The organism is Bradyrhizobium sp. BWC-3-1, from assembly GCF_032917965.1.
GTDB classification, from domain to species: Bacteria; Pseudomonadota; Alphaproteobacteria; order Rhizobiales; family Xanthobacteraceae; genus Bradyrhizobium; species Bradyrhizobium canariense_D.
On sequence record NZ_CP136625.1, the window covers coordinates 1,429,314 to 1,445,504 of the forward strand.

At 64.3% G+C, this 16,191-nt stretch carries 15 protein-coding genes; 7 read left to right on the forward strand and 8 right to left on the reverse strand.

The window, feature by feature from the left end; translation table 11 throughout:
* Window positions 1-3: 3 nt before the first annotated feature.
* Window positions 4-858: an enoyl-CoA hydratase gene (locus tag RX329_RS06985; protein ID WP_018453664.1), complete on the reverse strand. Its 855-nt coding sequence runs from the start codon at window positions 856-858 to the stop codon at window positions 4-6.
* 184 nt (window positions 859-1,042) lie between these two features.
* Here RX329_RS06985 and RX329_RS06990 point away from each other — a divergent pair, with 184 nt between their 5' ends.
* From RX329_RS06990 to RX329_RS07015, 6 genes are all read left to right on the forward strand, one after another.
* The gene (locus RX329_RS06990; protein ID WP_007596535.1) at window positions 1,043-1,651 is read left to right on the forward strand and encodes a LemA family protein; all 609 of its coding nucleotides are present in this window, start codon (window positions 1,043-1,045) and stop codon (window positions 1,649-1,651) included.
* A gap of 132 nt (window positions 1,652-1,783) precedes the next feature.
* Window positions 1,784-2,692 (forward strand): TPM domain-containing protein, encoded by a 909-nt coding sequence (locus tag RX329_RS06995; protein WP_085349575.1) that lies wholly within the window; start codon window positions 1,784-1,786, stop codon window positions 2,690-2,692.
* Between the two features lie 3 nt (window positions 2,693-2,695).
* Window positions 2,696-3,193 carry a TPM domain-containing protein gene (locus tag RX329_RS07000; protein ID WP_085349574.1) on the forward strand — a complete coding sequence of 166 codons (498 nt, stop codon included), beginning with the start codon at window positions 2,696-2,698 and terminating at the stop codon, window positions 3,191-3,193.
* 269 nt (window positions 3,194-3,462) lie between these two features.
* Window positions 3,463-4,437: a hypothetical protein gene (locus RX329_RS07005; RefSeq protein WP_018453668.1), complete on the forward strand. Its 975-nt coding sequence runs from the start codon at window positions 3,463-3,465 to the stop codon at window positions 4,435-4,437.
* 93 nt (window positions 4,438-4,530) lie between these two features.
* On the forward strand, window positions 4,531-6,078 hold the full coding sequence (locus RX329_RS07010) for a hypothetical protein (protein WP_085360481.1): 1,548 nt from the start codon (window positions 4,531-4,533) through the stop codon (window positions 6,076-6,078).
* A 27-nt stretch (window positions 6,079-6,105) separates the two neighbouring features.
* Complete coding sequence (locus RX329_RS07015; RefSeq protein ID WP_007596528.1) at window positions 6,106-6,270, forward strand: hypothetical protein; 165 nt, start codon at window positions 6,106-6,108, stop codon at window positions 6,268-6,270.
* A 9-nt stretch (window positions 6,271-6,279) separates the two neighbouring features.
* Here RX329_RS07015 and RX329_RS07020 read toward each other — a convergent pair whose 3' ends face one another.
* The 3 genes from RX329_RS07020 to putA all read right to left on the reverse strand — a co-directional run bounded on the left by RX329_RS07020 (window position 6,280) and on the right by putA (window position 11,438).
* Window positions 6,280-6,927, reverse strand: coding sequence for a glutathione S-transferase family protein (locus tag RX329_RS07020; protein ID WP_085360479.1), 648 nt, complete (start codon window positions 6,925-6,927; stop codon window positions 6,280-6,282).
* 192 nt (window positions 6,928-7,119) lie between these two features.
* Window positions 7,120-8,325, reverse strand: a complete 1,206-nt coding sequence (locus RX329_RS07025) for a CaiB/BaiF CoA transferase family protein (protein WP_085360477.1) — start codon at window positions 8,323-8,325, stop codon at window positions 7,120-7,122.
* Between the two features lie 113 nt (window positions 8,326-8,438).
* Window positions 8,439-11,438 carry a bifunctional proline dehydrogenase/L-glutamate gamma-semialdehyde dehydrogenase PutA gene (putA, locus tag RX329_RS07030; RefSeq protein WP_317245558.1) on the reverse strand — a complete coding sequence of 1,000 codons (3,000 nt, stop codon included), beginning with the start codon at window positions 11,436-11,438 and terminating at the stop codon, window positions 8,439-8,441.
* Window positions 11,439-11,552: 114 nt separating this feature from the next.
* On the opposite strand from putA, the gene RX329_RS07035 reads away from it, so the two are divergent.
* Complete coding sequence (locus RX329_RS07035; RefSeq protein WP_085360473.1) at window positions 11,553-12,014, forward strand: Lrp/AsnC ligand binding domain-containing protein; 462 nt, start codon at window positions 11,553-11,555, stop codon at window positions 12,012-12,014.
* Window positions 12,015-12,182: 168 nt separating this feature from the next.
* On the opposite strand, the gene RX329_RS07040 is transcribed toward RX329_RS07035, so the two are convergent.
* From RX329_RS07040 to RX329_RS07055, 4 genes are all read right to left on the reverse strand, one after another.
* Entirely contained in the window at window positions 12,183-12,383 is a 201-nt protein-coding gene (locus RX329_RS07040; RefSeq protein WP_007596519.1) for a cold-shock protein, read from the reverse strand.
* A gap of 206 nt (window positions 12,384-12,589) precedes the next feature.
* Window positions 12,590-12,898 (reverse strand): sulfite:cytochrome C oxidoreductase subunit B, encoded by a 309-nt coding sequence (locus RX329_RS07045; RefSeq protein ID WP_085384418.1) that lies wholly within the window; start codon window positions 12,896-12,898, stop codon window positions 12,590-12,592.
* Between the two features lie 11 nt (window positions 12,899-12,909).
* Window positions 12,910-14,109: a molybdopterin-dependent oxidoreductase gene (locus RX329_RS07050; RefSeq protein WP_085360471.1), complete on the reverse strand. Its 1,200-nt coding sequence runs from the start codon at window positions 14,107-14,109 to the stop codon at window positions 12,910-12,912.
* 135 nt (window positions 14,110-14,244) lie between these two features.
* Window positions 14,245-15,978, reverse strand: coding sequence for an adenylate/guanylate cyclase domain-containing protein (locus RX329_RS07055; RefSeq protein WP_018453676.1), 1,734 nt, complete (start codon window positions 15,976-15,978; stop codon window positions 14,245-14,247).
* Window positions 15,979-16,191 lie beyond the last annotated feature (213 nt).

Genomic DNA, 16,191 nt, shown 5'->3' on the forward strand with positions numbered 1-16,191 from the left:
TGTCTACTCCGCGGCGGCCGGCGGCTTGCGGACGGAGGGGTGTAGGCCCGATGGATCGACGATCATGCCGAATTCCTGAAGATTATGCGCGTGACAGAGCTGATGCAGCGCAAAGGCCTGGTCGATTGCAGCCGGTTGGCCCATCACGTCAACCGAACGATTCACGGCTTCCTTGGTCAGCTTCAGCGCAAAGGACGGTTTTGACGCGATTTTGCGCGCCAGCGCCAGCACGGCGGATGACAGCTCTGCGCGCGGCACGACCCGGTTGACCATCCCGAGTTGATGCGCCTCCTGCGCGCTCCATGCGTCGGCCGTGAACAGAAATTCCTTGGCCTTGCGCGGGCCGAGCTCCCAGGGATGCACGAACCATTCGACGCCGCAGACACCCATGGTGACCACGGGATCGCAGAACTGCGCATCGTCACTCGCGATGATGAGATCGCAGGCCCAGGCCAGCATCAGGCCGCCGGCGATGCACTTGCCGTGAACCTCTGCAATTGTCGGCTTGGCGAGGTTGCGCCAGCGCCGGGTGATCTGGAGATAGATCTCCTGCTCGCGCGCGAAGCGGCCATGGGCGTTTGCTTCGGCGAAGCCGCCCCAATTTCCGATCGGCGGAAAATCCACGCCCGCTTCATTCTTGCTGCCGGGTCGCAGGTCATGGCCTGAGGAGAAGTGCGGACCATTGCCGGCGAGAATGATCACCTTGACCGCGTCGTCCTGCACCGCCTCGTCGAAGGCGGCGTTGAGATCGTAGGTCATTTGCAGGTTCTGCGCGTTGCGCGCGTCGGGCCGGTTCATCACGACCCGGGCAATCGCCGGCTCCGGCCTCTCCACGAGGATGGTCTCGAACGAGCTCATCGCGTTCCCCTGGCGTTCCCGACCTGGCATTATTGTTCCCTCAAGTTGACTATTACAGCCAGGATTAAGCAAGAGGCTTGCGTACATCGGCTGCTTTTCACAGGCCACGGCCGGGACGCAAGATGTCTGGCATCTCGCGCGCGCAATCTGGTAGCTTGCGCCCGATTCCACCGGGAGAAATTTGATGCGCAAGATCCTGACCGTGCTGGCGGCGCTGGCCTCGTTGAGCCTCACCAATTGCGGCTATAACGCGATCCAGAGCGAGGACGAGCAGATCAAGGCCAATTGGTCCGAGGTCGTGAACCAGTATCAGCGTCGCGCCGATCTCGTGCCCAACCTCGTCAACTCGGTGAAGGGTTTTGCGCAGCAGGAGAAGGACGTGCTGCTCGGCGTCACCAATGCCCGCGCCAAGGTCGGCAGCATCCAGGCGACGCCCGAGGTGCTGAACGATCCCGCCGCATTCCAGAAATTCCAGGCCGCCCAGGGCGAACTCTCCGGCGCGCTGTCGCGGCTGCTCGTGGTCACCGAGAACTACCCCCAGCTCAAGTCGGATGCGCTGTTCAAGGATTTGATGTCGCAGCTCGAAGGCACCGAGAACCGCATCACGGTGGCGCGCAACCGCTACATCAAGGCGGTGCAGGACTATAACGTCACCATCCGTTCGTTCCCGAGCAACGTCACGGCGATGATGTTCGGCTACAAGGAAAAGCCGAACTTCACGGTCGGGAACGAGAAGGAAATCTCGACCGCGCCGAAGGTCGATTTCAATCCGGCGCCCGCGCCGTCGAAGTAAGTGCCTTCGACCCCGATGCATGCCCCACCCACCACCGTCATTCCCCGCGAAAGCGGGGAATCCAGTACGCCGCGGCTTCACGGTTCAATCACTGCTGCCTCTGGAATACTGGATCGCCCGCCTTCGCGGGCGATGACAACGATGTTGTGGCGTGCCGTTTTGGGCTTCTCAGCATTCGTCCTCGTCTTCGCGCTCCTGTTCACCTTTGCGCTCCCCGCCTCAGCCGATGTCGCCGTGCCGCAACTGACCGGCCGCGTGGTCGATCAGACCGGCACGCTCTCCAGCGGCGACATCGCCGCGCTGTCGCAAAAGCTGCAGGACTTCGAGATGCGCAAGGGCAGCCAGATCGCCGTCCTGATCGTGCCGACGACGGACCCGGAGACCATCGAGCAATTCGCGATCCGCGTCGCGGAGGCCTGGAAGATCGGACGCAAGAAGGTCGACGACGGCGCCATCCTCGTTGTGGCCAAGAACGACCGGCATTTGCGCATCGAGGTCGGTTACGGCCTCGAGGGCGCGCTCACCGACGTCACGTCGCGGCGCATCATCGATGAAGCCATCACGCCGAAATTCAGGAGCGGCGATTTCGCCGGCGGCATCACGGCGGGCGTCGACCGCATGATCCGCGTCATCGACGGCGAGCCGCTGCCGACGCCCTCGCGCAGCGTGAATTTCGGCGATTGGAACGACGTCGAGCCGCTTTTCTACTTCCTGCTGTTCGGCCCGCTGGTCATCGGAGGCATCCTGCGCTCCATGTTCGGGCGGCTGTTCGGTTCGGGAATAACGGGAGCGATCGTTGGTGTCCTCGCCTGGTTCGTGATCGGCTCAGCGGTCATCGGACTGGGCGTCGGTGTGCTCGGCGCTGTCCTGACGTTTATCGCCGATCTGTTTGGGGCGGGATCGGGCACGGGGTCCTCGCGTCGTGGCTCGTGGTCGAGCGGCTCGTCATCCGGCGGCTGGAGCAGCGGGTCGTCGTCGAGCGGCGGCTTCAGCGGTGGTGGCGGCAGTTTTGGCGGCGGCGGCGCCTCGGGGAGCTGGTAGGTCATGAGCATCAGGCGCATCACCCGGCATCTGCTCCAGCACCATTGGCGTGCCAAGCAGGTGTTCCCGAAGGGCGTGCTCGACCGCATCGAGCAGGCGATCAAGCGCGGCGAAGCCAGCCATTCCGGCCAGCTCCGCTTCGTGGTGGAAGGCGCGCTCGACGGCGGCCCGCTGTTTCGCAACCAGCCGGCGCGCGAGCGCGCGCTCGACGTGTTCTCGCAACTGCGCATCTGGGACACCGCGCACAACAATGGTGTCCTGATCTATCTCCTGCTCGCCGACCGCGATGTCGAGATCATCGCCGACCGCGGTATCGATGCGAAGGTTGGTGGCGAGCGTTGGGAGAGCATCTGCCGCGCCATGGAAGTCGAGTTCAGGTCGGGGCAGTTCGAGCGCGGCGTGATCGGCGGCATCGAGGCGGTGTCCCGGGAGCTGACAAAGCACTTTCCGTCAAGCGGCCCGCACCCCAACGAGCTGCCGGATGCACCGGTGCTGATGTGACGGACAGTGATGTGGACAGAGCGGGCGTCATCCACGCCCGTCGTTGACCACGTGGGGGCGGCAGACCCTGTCCGTTGCGCGGCCGTTCATCTTCGCCCGGTTACAAATTGCTTCATACCCGCCACACCGGTTCCACGTTCCCGGCCCAATTCGGCCCCGGATGACTCCCTAAAATTTCGGTAAGCGGGTCCCGAAGTAAGGATTTCGCAAGCAATGAAAGTTACCAAAAGGTCAATCCAGAGTGGAGTATTTGAGCTGTGAGCGAACCAATGGCTGAGCAGGCTGCCCAAACGACCGGTGAGCAGACGAGCGTCGTCGAAGCCGCCGCGACCGCGCCGCAGGCCGTCGAGTCTGCGGGAATCGAGGCCCCTTCGATTGCCCCTGACCACGAGGCGCCGCCCAAGCCTGATCCGATCGAGATTGAGCCGCCGCGGATCGAGGTGCCGAAGTTCGAGGCCCAGGTTGAGCCCAAAGCCGAGACCAAGTCCGAGCCAAAGCCCGGCAAGCTCATCGTCATGGCACCCGCAGAGCGGTCCTGGGACCGTGAGGAGTTTGCGCCGCATGTGAAGGCGGACGAGCCGCGCGAGAGCGGCGGCGCGCGCCGCCTGTCGGCGATGGCCGCGGTAGTGGCGATTGCAGCCAGTGTCGGCGCCATCAGCGGCGCGCTCGCGACCGCAGGGATGATGCACTTCGCAAGCTCCGCGCCGGCACAGGTTGCCGACACCAGCGCGCTGGAATCCTCGGTCGCCCGGATTGATGCCGATGTCGTCGCGCTCAAAGCCAACGTCGAGCATACCTCCAAGACCGGCCTCGGCCAGTTCAACCGGACCAACGACCGCCTCGACAAGCTCGAGAAGGCGCAGGCCGAGCCAATGGCCAAGATCGCAAAGCTGTCCGAGACGGTCGACAAGCTCCGCGCCACCCCGCCCGCGGCGCCCGTCCAGGCCGCAGCCGCCGTGCCCGCCAAGGAGACCACTGGTTCGATCGCACCGACCCAGGTTGCAACCGCCGCAGCTGCGCCGGCTCCCGTCGCACCCAAGACCGAGGTCGGCCGGTTGCCGACGGTCGAAGGCTGGGTGCTGCGCGACGTCTCCAACGGCGGCGCACTGGTCGAGGGCCGCGGTGGCCTCTACGAGGTGTATGCCGGTGACCCCATCCCAGGGGTTGGCCGTGTCGATGCGATCCGCCGTCAGGACGGCCGCTGGGTGGTCGTCACCAGCAAGGGGCTGATCGTCGCGCGCTGAGCGGCCCATATCCGATTTCCGAAAAGGCGCTTCACCACGATGTGAAGCGCCTTTTTGCTTGAATAGCCGTCCCTGCGCGGTGTTACCTGAGGCATGAGCCGCGCCTTGCGAATTCTCGTTGCCGCCGCCGTATTTTTCGGCGGCATCGTGTCGTTGTTGGCCGCGGAGAACGCGCAACTGGCACGCGGCACGGCGATCACCGATCCCGATCTCCTGCGCGAGCTCGACCAGCACGATGCGCTCACGATCTCGCGCCTGTTGTGGCCGGAGCGGAACGCGAACTTTCCGCTGACGACCGATCTGATGTTTTCGTGGTTGTCGCAGCTCAAGGAGATTCCTCCCGCGATCGAGGCGGAGATCGATCGCTACGTCGCCCAGCAGAAGGCGGCATATCCGACCGAGACCATCGGCGTCGGCGAGGGCTTCGACGTACAATTGTTCGATCGCGCCAATCTGAAATCCCGCGACACCCGTTTCGTGCTGGCCGGCATCGTCAACCGCATGGACCGGGCCTATGTCTCGGAAGACTCCTGCGGCGAGATCAGGCTGATCTATCGTCTTGTGCGTTTCGAGACCAAACCGGATGGCGGCAGGACAGCCACGCGGCTGCCGATGACGCTCAATCTGGTGATGAAGGCGCGCGACGTGCGCCAGATGGACGGGAACGGCAAGCCGATCACCTGCGCCGAGGTCGCGCGACGCTGGCTCGGCAATGGCGACTGGCAGGGGCTGATCGGCAGCGACTTCTTCCCTTACGATGCGATGCTCGATCGCATCGAGACCAACATTCAGATCTCAGTTGCGGCGAAATCGGCGCTGCACGATTTCCGCTCCGACTATCTGCTCAAGGTGTTCAAGTACGACGCCGCCTCGAAGACGTTCGAGGAATCGACGCTGGAGAACCAGATCGACCGCGACCGCATTCTCGCTGACAATGATCTCCGGCGCGACTTCAGGGATTGGCTGCTCGCGCCCGATCATCTTCGCGACTTCGATCGCGGTACGGTGCTGATCCCCGAGAAATTCCTGGCCAAGGCTGCAATCGTGCCGACGCCAGCCGGCCTCGATGCTTCTCCGTTGCAGCCGGAGTTCGGGATGGTGCAAGGGGAGGGCAACGGAGAGGGACAGGGCGAGCCGGTCTTCTCCGACAACGACGTGGTTGGTGCGTTGAAGCAAGCTGCCGCGCGCGGGGACATGCAGAACGTCCGCTCGGTCGCGGGCTTCCAGCGCCGCCTCAATGACGTCACCTGCGCCGGCTGCCACCAGACCCGCGGCATCGGCGGCTTTCACTTCCCGGGCGTCGATTGGCTTGCGGACAAGCCGTCCAACTCGACCATCGTGCCGGCCTCGCCGCATTTTCTTGGCGACCAGGTCCGCCGCCGTGACATCCTGACCGCGATGACCGCAGGCAAACGTCCTGATTTCTCACGTGGATTTGCCAGCCGGCCGCAGACCCGCGGCAGCACTGAGCTGGCGGGGACCGAATATCAGGACGGCTGGGGCGCGCATTGTTCCCTGGAAAATGCGGGATCGCGATCGACCGACAGGAGTTTTACGTCATGGAGCTGTGCTAAAGGATTGACCTGTCAGGCTGCCGCGGCTTCGCGCCGCATCGGCATGTGCTTCATCAAGACGCGTTAGGCTGTCTCGAACCGGTTTGGATGACCCATGACGGACTCCAGCGAAGCCAACAAGGAGCGCAATCGCGAGATCGCGCAGAATGAAGAGGCCAAGCAGGTTACCGGCAGCATCCGCGTCAGCACCTGGGCGGTCGCGGTCGTCGTCATCATCGGCGGAATCCTGTTCACGCTCGGCTGGCTGGCGCTGAAGTAGTCGGCGCCCTCACTTCGCGTAATTCGTCATCCGCTTGCCGGGCAGCAGCTCGTAGGCCGGCCTCCAGCCGGGCAGCGCGGCCATGCGGCCAAGCCAGGCGTGAATGGCGGGATAGCTTTCCTCGAAATCAAAGCCGTGCTCGTCGCTCGGATAGTGCAGATAGGCCATCATCGAGATATCGGCGACGGTCGGCGTGGTTCCGATCGCGAATTCGTTGTGCTGGAGATGACCGTCGAGAATGCCGAGAAAATCCTCGAGGCGCCGGCGAAAATGTTTTAGCACCTGCGGATCGTTGTTTTGTGTGAAGGCGCGCATGAAGCGGTAGGTCGCCATGTAGCCGGTGAGCTTGTGGTTGTCCCAGAACAGCCAGCGCAGCAGCTCGAACTTTTCCTCCTCGGTCTCGGCGCCGAAACGCCCGTGCTGCTCGGCAAGCTTGAGCAGGAGAGGCGCGGTCTGCGTCATCTTCACACCGTCGACTTCGAGCACGGGAATCTCACCCATCTCGTTCACGCTCTTGCGCCATTCCGGCGTGCGCGTGACGCCGCCGCCAAAATCGGTCCAGACCGGCTCGAACCTCTCGCCGCAAAGCGTCAGCATCAGCGCCAGCTTGTAGCTGTTGCCGGATTCGGGGAAGTAGTGCAGGCGGTAGCTGGGCATGGGACCTCGCGATGACTGTGATTGTTGAAGCGATCTACGTCGTCGTCCCGGCGAAGGCCGGGACCCATAACCACCGAACGCAGTTTGGCGAAGATTTGGAGTTATCAGCTTCGTTCGACAACTTCCTCTCTGGGATATGGGTCCCGGCCTTCGCCGGGACGACAGCGTGGATGTATGACCGCTGTCGGCTCCTTACCCCACAGCCCCCTGGGACCGCAGCTGCTTGATCGCGGCGTCATCGTATCCCGCGCCGCGCAAAATTTCGTCACTGTGCTCGCCGACGTCGGGCGGCTTGCGCGGCTGCACTTTCTTGGCGCCGTCGATCCAGATCGGGCTGGAGATGGTGAGCATGGTGTCGTTCTCGAACGGCACTAGCACCTCGTTATCGAGCATCTGCTTGTCGTTCGGGATGTCGTCCAAAATGCCGACAATGCCAAACACCAGTCCGTTGCCGTCGAGGATCTTGCGCCATTCGGCGAGATCCCTGGTCGCGAAGGTCTCGTCAAAGATCTTGATCAGCTCGACGGAGCGCGCGTGGCGGTCGGGTTTGGTGGCAAAGCGCGGGTCGGTGATGAGATCTTCGCGGCCGAGACACCTGGCCAGCGTCGGAAACTGTTTCTCTTCGCTCAGCAGTGACAGGATCAGCCAGCGGCCGTCCTTGCACTGGTAGTGGTTGGCGACCGCGTTCAACGCGCGTTCGCGCGGCCGCCGCTCGGCGAACTTGGCGCCGCAGAGCTTTGCCTGCGCCAGCACGCTCGCAGCCCACACGCCGTTCGCCATCAGATTGGAGGCGACGTGCGAGCCCTTGCCGGTCTTCTCGCGCTGGTACAGCGCGGTGACGATCGCGCCGTAGAATGCCATGGCGCAGGGATGGTCGCCCATGCCGGCGACCGAGCGGGCTGGCGTCGTGTCGGTGTCGGCGCGGACGAGGTCCATCAGGCCGGAGCGCGCCCAATAGGCGTTGCTGTCGAAGCCGGGCTTGTTGGCCTCTTCGCCTTTCTCGCCATAACCGGTGAACGAGGCGTAGATCAGGCGATCATTGAGATGGGCGAGATGGTCATAGGTGATGCCGAGCTTGGTGCGCACCGGCGGCGGCATGTTGGTGATGAAGACGTCGGCCTCTTCGACCAGCTTGTAGAGCACGGCCTGCGCTTCCGGCTTTGCGAGGTCGAGCGCGATGCTCTTCTTGTTGCGGGCCTCCAGCAGCCAGGCGAAATTGTGCTCGCTGGTCGGATAGCCCGGAATGTTGGGCAGATTGCGGTAGGGATCGCCGGCGCCGGGCGGCTCGATCTTGACGACATCGGCGCCGAAATCCGACAGCACGGTCGCGGCCGCTGGTGCTGCGATGAAACTCGCGCAATCCAGCACCTTGAGCCCTGCAAAAATGCCCTTTTCCATTGCGGCGTTGCTCCCTCACTCGTGTTGTATCCCGCGCGCTGGAATTGGCGAGGGCCACGTCACGGCAGCATTAGACCGATGTTTCGGCGGGATGCAACGCTCCTCGCCGCGCCTCACTCATCCCCTGCGAGCAGGGCAGCATTGCCGCCGGCTGCTGCGGTGTTGATCGTCACGGTCTGCTCGGTCGCAAAGCCCGCGAGGTAGTGCGGGCCGCCGGCTTTCGGGCCGGTTCCGGACAGGCCGTTGCCGCCGAACGGCTGCACGCCAACCACGGCACCGATCATGTTGCGGTTGACGTAGATGTTGCCGATCTGGACGCGGTCGACGATCGCCTCGATCGTATCGTCAATGCGGGAGTGGATGCCGAGCGTCAGCCCGTAGCCGGTGCGCTCGATCGCTTGCAGGACGCGTTCGAGATTTTCCGCACGATAGCGCACGACGTGGAGGATCGGGCCGAACACCTCCTCGGTGAGCTGGCCGGCATCCCCAAGCTCGAAGATGTGCGGCGCCACGAAGCAGCCCTCCGGCGCGGTGCCGGCAAAGTGCAGCCGTGCCTCTCTCCTCATCCGTGCGATATGCGCATCGAGGCGCTGCTTGGCCTCGACATCGATCACCGGCCCGATATGGGTCGCGACGTCGCTTGGATCGCCGATCTTCAACTCGCGCGCCGCGCCCGCGATCATCTCGATCATGCGGTCGGCTACGTCCTCCTGCACGAACAGCAGCCGCAGCGCCGAGCAGCGCTGGCCGGCGGAACGAAACGCCGAGGTGACGACGTCGTCCGCGACCTGCTCTGGCAACGCGGTCGCATCCGCGATCATGGTGTTGATGCCGCCGGTCTCCGCGATCAGCGGCACGATCGGCCCGTCCCTGGCTGCCAGCGCCCGGTTGATGCTGCGCGCGACCTCGGTCGATCCGGTGAAGACGATTCCACCGATATCGGGGTGCGCGGCCAGTGCGGCGCCGATGCGGCCGTCGCCAGTGACGAGGTGCAGCGCGCTTGCGGGGATGCCGGCCTCGTGCAGCAGCCGCACCGCCTCGACCGCGATGCGCGGGGTCTGCTCTGCGGGCTTGGCCACCACGCTGTTGCCGGCCATCAGCGCCGCCGTGACCTGGCCGAGGAAGATCGCCAGCGGAAAATTCCATGGCGAGATCGCCACGAAGACGCCGCGGCCGCGCATGGCCAGCGCATTGCTCTCGCCGGTCGGGCCCGGCATCGCCACATCGTTGCCGAACAGCTTGCGACCCTGCGCGGCATAATAGCGGCAGAAGTCGGTGGCCTCGCGCAGCTCCGACAGCGCATCGTCGAGCGTCTTGCCGCCCTCGCGTTGCAGCAGCGCTATGAAATGGGGCGCGCGGTTCTCCAGAAGATGCGCGGCCTGCTCCAGCGCCGCCGCGCGCGTGGCTGCGGGTGTCCGGCTCCAGGCGGCAAAGCCGGCGCGCGCCGCAGCCATTGCCGCATTGGCCTGATCCGGCGTTGCGTCCGCGATCGGCTTGAGGTCGATCGTCTCGGCCTTGACCTCCGTCAGCAACCGGTCGAGCGCGGCGCGCGCGCCGAATTCGACGCCGCGCGAATTGCGCCGCTCCGGCGCGAACAGGTCGCCCGGCAACGGAATCTTGGGATGGGCCGCGTGCTGCGGCCGGACGATGGCATCCGCCGGGCGCTGCAACAGCGCCGTAACCGGCACGCGATAATCGGACGCTTGCGCCACGAAGGAGGAGTTGGCACCGTTCTCCAACAGTCGCCGCACCAGATAGGCGAGCAGGTCGCGATGGCTGCCGACCGGGGCGTAGGTGCGGTAGGCGATGTCCGGGTGATCCTTGGCGAGCTGCTCGTAGAGCGCCTCGCCCATGCCGTGCAGGCGCTGGAATTCGAAGCCGCCGTTCGCACCGGCAAGCTCCAGCACGGTCGCGACGCTCAGCGCGTTATGGGTGGCGAATTGCGGGAAGATGCGTGGCCGCAGACTCAACAGCTTTTGAGCGCAGGCGACGTAGTTCAGATCCGTCATCGCCTTGCGGGTGAACACGGGATAGCCGTCGAGCCCGCGCTCCTGCGCGCGCTTGATCTCGGTGTCCCAATAGGCGCCCTTGACCAGCCGCACCATCAGCTTGCGGTCGTGCGCCCGGGCGAGCGCATCGACATAGTCGATCACGTCGCCGGCGCGCTTCTGATAGGCCTGGATCGCGAGGCCAAATCCGTCCCAACCGGCAAGCGAGGGATCGGCGAGCGTTGCCGCAATCACGTCGAGGGACAATTCCAGCCGGTCGGCTTCCTCGGCGTCGACGGTGAAGTTGAGATCATGGACCTTGGCGCGCTGCGCCAGGTCCAGCAGTTGCGGCACCAGCTCGGCCATCACACCGTCGCGGCTGATTGCCTCGAAGCGCGGATGCAGCGCCGAGAGCTTGACGGAGATGCCGGGCCGGTCGGGCAGGGGATGGTGACCCGCCGCCTTGCCGATCGTCTCGATGGCACTGGCATAGGCGTCGAAATAGCGCCTGGCATCGGTGGCGGTGCGGGCGCCTTCGCCGAGCATGTCGAAGGAATAGCGCGCCCTCTCGCCGGAGCGCGGCCGGGCCCGCTCCAGGGCCTGCGCGATGGTCTCCCCCAGCACGAAATGATTGCCCATCAGCCGCATCGCCTGGCGCGTGGCGGTGCGCACGGCGGGTGCGCCCAGCCGCTTCACCAGCCGGCCGATGGTGCCGTCGGGCGTCTCGCCGGGCCGGATCACCCGCGCCGAGAGGCCCAATGCCCAGGCCGAGGCGTTGACCAGGAAGGCGGTGGACTTGGTCTCGTGGTGGATGAAGTCGCCCTCGCCGAGCTTGTCCTCGATGAACTGGTCGGCGGTGCGCGCGTCCGGCACGCGCAACAGGGCCTCGGCCAGCACCATCAAGGCCAGCCCTTCCTTGGTCGAGAGCGCAAATTCCCGCAGCATATCCTCGACTCCACCAAGCCGGTCGTCGCGCTTGCGGATGGCTTCGATCAGCCGCGTCGCGGTGCGATCGATCCGCGCCTCCTGCGGCGGGCCGAGATGCACAGACGGCAAAAGGCGCGCGGCGATATCGGCGTCATCGGGCGCGTAGGCGGCGGAGAAGGGAGGCGGAATGTTCGGCATGGCGTGTCCTGTGGCTTCAATTCAGGATAATGCCCACGCTACCTTAGCTCGATAGACAATTTAGCTCATTCGGCTTAGAAAATGAAGTCGCCCAGTCATTTGACCTTACGGAATATGGAATTAGATCGAACCGACCGGAAGATCCTCTCGATTTTGCAGCAGGACGGGCGAATCGCCAATGTCGAGCTCGCGGAGCGCATTGGGCTGTCGCCGACCTCGATCGGCGAACGGCTGAAGCGTTTGCAGCGAGAGGGCTTTATCGAGGGCTATGGCGCGCGGCTCAACCCGCACCGGCTCGGCCTCGGCCTCCTGGTGTTTGTCGAAGTGCTGCTCGACAAGACTACGCCCGACAATTTCGAGCGTTTTGCCTGCGCGGTGAAGCTGGCGCCCGAGGTGCTGGAGTGTCACATGGTCGCCGGCGGCTTCGACTATCTTGTGAAGGCGCGGCTGGCAGACATGGCTGCGTATCGGCGCTTCCTCGGCGAGACCTTGTTGTCGATGCCCGGCGTGCGCGAAACGCGAACCTATGCGGTGATGGAGGAGATCAAGCGCGACGCACCATTGCCGGTGGACTAACGAAGTGCCGTCGCGATTGTCATTGCTGTGGCGTCCAATGGGCGGTCTTCGCGGGCAAATAGTTCTCCCTGTGCAATCGCAACGCCTGTCGTCGAGTGCACTGACCGTTTCTAAAATTTCTTGGCCCGGCTCCCGGATCGATCCGGGAGTTAGCAAAAGCCGGCGGGCTTATACTTTGAGGTTCTCTGCGGAGCTTTTGCCTCGGTTTGCGATCTCTTCATATTCCACCGTCTGTCCTTCGTTCAGGGACGACAGACCGGCTTTCTGCACTGCCGAGATATGCACGAACACATCCTTGCCGCCCGACGCAGGCTGGATAAATCCATAACCCTTCGTCGGGTTGAACCACTTGACCGTACCTTTAGCCATCACGACTTCTCCGCGGGTCTTCCTCCGAGATCTCGAACCGCCAGTCCCCGCCAACCGGCCGGTTCGGTCCTAATACGATACGCGGAATGTGGCTGGCTTGGTAGCTCAAACCACATCGGCATTTCGGCGAATTCCGCTCAACTTCGCGGCGTTTTTGCCGGATTTGCCCTTTCCGCGGTCACTTGGTCGGCGCGCCGCGCCATCCGTCAATAAGTCGCGGCCAGATAATCGACGATCTTGCTGACATCGGCATCGTCGATGGGGGCGCCATAGACCTTGATCATCTTGGTCACCTCGGCCTGCCAGAAACCTTTCTTGTCCTTCATCGGCGGCTGCGTGTTGATGTAGTCGGCGGAGTGGCAGGCGCTGCAATTGCCCTGCACGACTTCGAGATTGGGCCCGGGCTTGAACGCCGCGACCTCATCGGGGGTCTTGTAATTGACCGGTGCTGCAAGTGCCGAACCCACCACGGCGGCGAGGGCGAGCGTGATGGCGAGGAAAACGGTGCGCTGCATGATCATTCCCCTCAAGCCACGGTGACGCGGACGGTTTCGACGACGTTGCGCAAGTAACCCGCCGGATTCCAGCGCGGCGTATCCGGCTGGGTTTCGCCGCCATTGCCGGTGGCGCGCACCTTGAGCTCGTGGGAGCCCGCCGCGAGCTTCACCGGCAGCGTCCATTCACGGAATGAGTATTTGCCAAGATCCTTGCCGAGCCTGGCGTTGGTCCAGGTCTTGCCGCCGTCGGTGGAGACCGCGACCTCCTTGATACCCTTGCCGCCGTCGAAGGCGATGCCGCGCAGCGTCGTGCCGCCTGCTTTCAGCTTGGCTCCGTCGGGGACGCTGGTGATGAAGGAACGGATGGTGAAGCGGTTGATCGGGATCGTCGCCTTCGGCGCGGTGCCCGGCTCGACCGCATTGTTCGGCGTGTCCGGAATGCGATAGGCCGACTTCATCCAGAACCCGTCATAGACATTGTCGACGACGGTGATCTCGTTGAGGTGCTTGACCCAATAGGTGCCGAAATAGCCGGGCACGATCAGGCGCAGCGGAAAGCCGTTGAGGAACGGCAGGTCCTCGCCGTTCATGCCATAGGCCAGCATCACTTCGCCGTCGCTGGCGTGATCGATATCGAGGGCCTTGACGAAGTCGGGCGTCTTGTCGCTGACCGGACCGTCCATGCCGTTGAAGGTGACCTGCTTGGCGCCGCTCTGCACGCCCGCCATCGCCAGCACGGTCTTCAGCGGCACGCCGCGCCAGCGCGCATTGCCCATCGCGCCGTTGGCGAGCTGACCGCCGGCCACGCGCGGATCCAGGAAGCCGCGGCTGTTGCCGGAGCACTGGTTGACGGCGACGATCTCGGTCGCCTTCATCTTCCTTATATCCTTCAGCGACAGCTTGAGCGGCTTGTCGACCTTGCCCTTGACCTCGAGCGTGAACTTGTCGGGGTCGAGACTGTAGGGCAGGTCGGAAAGGTGATAGCGCACGAAGAACGCGTTATTCGGCGTGATCGGGCCGTCGTTGAACACCGCGAACGGCGTCTCGAGCTGCGGCGGGCGGCTGGTCAGGCCGATCATCGGCCGCTTCTGCGGATATTTCACCAAAGGTCGTTCGCCATTGGCGAAGGGCAGGGTGACGGTGTCGAGTGCCAGCGCTTTGGTCGGGTTCAGTGCAGTCGCAACAGCGGCAAGACCCGCTCCTTTGAGCAGGTCGCGTCGATCGAACATGTGGTCTCCTCCCGGAGCTTTTCGTTGGATCACGGTCATCACCGCGATCTCTCACTCATCTGTCGCAACGACTCAGATGAAGTCAATTCGTGCTTTCGCAGCAGGCCCATGCCGCTGCGTTGCAGCAAGCCGGTGTTACGCCGCGACGCGTTCGCCGGGATCGACGAGCGCCGACAGCTCCCTCGCGTCCGCAACCACACGCACGGCCATCGGTTCGTCGCGGCCGCGGATCGCGACCTCCTGCTGCGGCAGCGCATCGTCGGCAAGGCCGGCGGTCCGGCGGACTTCCTCCGAGACGATCGCTTCGCAGGCCAGCGTCTTGGTCATGTCCTGGAGGCGGGCCGCGACGTTGACAGCATCGCCCAGCGCCGTGAAGACGATGTGATCGCGATACCCGATGTCACCGATGATGACCTCGCCGCCATGGATGCCGATGCCGAAGCGGATCGGCTGGCGTAGATCGTGGGACAGGAGCTCGTTGAGCTCATCGATATGCCTGGCGATGCCGGCGGCGGCCTTCAGCGCCTGCCGGCAGGCGGTTTGCGGATCGGCGCTCAGTCCGAACAGCGCCAGCATGCCGTCGCCGACAAATTGGTTCGGCTGGCCGCCATTCTCGATCACAGCCTGCGAGACGGCGCCGAGGAAGCGGTTGACGATGAACACGGTGTCGAACGGCAGCCGCTTCTCGGCCAGCTGCGTCGAGCCGCGCATATCCACGAACAGGCTGACGAGATAGCGCTCCTGGCCGATTCTGGCAGGCGTCGAGGCCTGTGTGTTCGCCGAAAGCGTATGCGCGGTGAAGAGCTGGAAGAAGGAGAGATCCGACGTCGGCCGCAGCTGGCAGGCCAGCCTGATCGAGGGGTCACTGGTGCCGACACGGGTGAGCACGAACGCCTCGCGCTGCGACGGCTCGGGCAGGGCGCCATGATCGCCGATGATGCGGATGCGGCAGGTCGAGCAGCGGGCGCGGCCGCCGCAGACGCTGGCATGCGGCACATTGTGGCGCAGGCTCGCTTCCAGCACGGAGAGGCCCTTGGGGACGCGCACCGTCTTGCCGTTGCCGTAGGACAGCGCGATCATGCCGCCGCGCCGCTCGCACAGGGCGCGCGCGCCACGCGCCAGCAGCGCCAAAGCGAGCAGTCCGAGATAGCCGGCGGTGAGGCCGCCGGTGATGCGGTCGAGCATCGCGGCCTCTGCCGTGGTGCCCAGCTGGCGGCGCGTGAGATTGTGCGTCCGCCATTCCCCGTCGTCGGCCTCGACCTCGACGCTGCGGCCACCCTGGTAGACACCCAGCAGCGACAGCGTCGGGATCAGCACGGCAGCCGCGAGCAGATAGGGCGCCGCGCGCGTGAAGAACGGTTTGAGGCGAAGCCAGAAATAGATGCCGATGCAGCCGTGCACCCAGGCGATGAGAAGCAGGATCGTCATGGTCCAGATACGGTTCGACGCGACGAAGAACAGATAGAGTTCCTGCGGATAGAGTTTTTGGTGTCCGTAAAGCGTCTGACCGAGCCGCACCCCGATCACATGCGCCATGACCAGCGCGGGGATGCTCAAGCCCAGCACGAGCTGCAGCGGCTCGACCGTCCGCCAACGGAACTGCCGGCGCTGATACAACGCGTAGATGCCGAGCCCCATATGCGTGAGCGCCGCCGTGTAGAACACGATCGCAACCGGCAGGAACTGCCAGAACAGCATGTGGTAGTAGACCCCGATCTCCATGGCATCGACCGAGATGTTGCCGAGCGCATGGTTGAGGAAATGGCTGACCACATAGGCGAACAGGATGACACCGCAAACCAGCCGCACCTGGCGTACGCTGATGGCGCGGGAAAGATCGGAAAATCGTGTGGATGCGGTTGCGGCCATGATTCTGTTGTATCAGTTCATGAAGGAGAACAGCCAGCGTCGCGTTTAATTCCGGGGGTGGATAGCGCGCCCGATCACATGCGCGGCAAGCGGCCGCAATCTCCGTGTCGTCCTGGACAAGCACCCCCGGGGGCGCACGCGGATCCGGGACGACGGTACCCAACATTGACTCCCCCTCCCAGGTTGGCGAAAAGCGCCGCCGTGAGGACAGCT

Bases quoted from the DNA above. Each gene is read 5' to 3' on its own strand.
- RX329_RS07055 (WP_018453676.1), bottom strand. From the start codon at position 15,978: ATGGCCGCAACCGCATCCACACGATTTTCCGATCTTTCCCGCGCCATC.
- RX329_RS06990 (WP_007596535.1), top strand. From the start codon at position 1,043: ATGCGCAAGATCCTGACCGTGCTGGCGGCGCTGGCCTCGTTGAGCCTC.
- RX329_RS06985 (WP_018453664.1), bottom strand. From the start codon at position 858: ATGAGCTCGTTCGAGACCATCCTCGTGGAGAGGCCGGAGCCGGCGATT.
- RX329_RS07040 (WP_007596519.1), bottom strand. From the start codon at position 12,383: ATGGCTAAAGGTACGGTCAAGTGGTTCAACCCGACGAAGGGTTATGGA.
- RX329_RS07020 (WP_085360479.1), bottom strand. From the start codon at position 6,927: ATGCCCAGCTACCGCCTGCACTACTTCCCCGAATCCGGCAACAGCTAC.
- RX329_RS07015 (WP_007596528.1), top strand. From the start codon at position 6,106: ATGACGGACTCCAGCGAAGCCAACAAGGAGCGCAATCGCGAGATCGCG.
- RX329_RS07005 (WP_018453668.1), top strand. From the start codon at position 3,463: ATGGCTGAGCAGGCTGCCCAAACGACCGGTGAGCAGACGAGCGTCGTC.
- RX329_RS07045 (WP_085384418.1), bottom strand. From the start codon at position 12,898: ATGCAGCGCACCGTTTTCCTCGCCATCACGCTCGCCCTCGCCGCCGTG.
- RX329_RS07000 (WP_085349574.1), top strand. From the start codon at position 2,696: ATGAGCATCAGGCGCATCACCCGGCATCTGCTCCAGCACCATTGGCGT.
- putA (WP_317245558.1), bottom strand. From the start codon at position 11,438: ATGCCGAACATTCCGCCTCCCTTCTCCGCCGCCTACGCGCCCGATGAC.
- RX329_RS07025 (WP_085360477.1), bottom strand. From the start codon at position 8,325: ATGGAAAAGGGCATTTTTGCAGGGCTCAAGGTGCTGGATTGCGCGAGT.
- RX329_RS06995 (WP_085349575.1), top strand. From the start codon at position 1,784: ATGACAACGATGTTGTGGCGTGCCGTTTTGGGCTTCTCAGCATTCGTC.
- RX329_RS07010 (WP_085360481.1), top strand. From the start codon at position 4,531: ATGAGCCGCGCCTTGCGAATTCTCGTTGCCGCCGCCGTATTTTTCGGC.
- RX329_RS07050 (WP_085360471.1), bottom strand. From the start codon at position 14,109: ATGTTCGATCGACGCGACCTGCTCAAAGGAGCGGGTCTTGCCGCTGTT.
- RX329_RS07035 (WP_085360473.1), top strand. From the start codon at position 11,553: ATGGAATTAGATCGAACCGACCGGAAGATCCTCTCGATTTTGCAGCAG.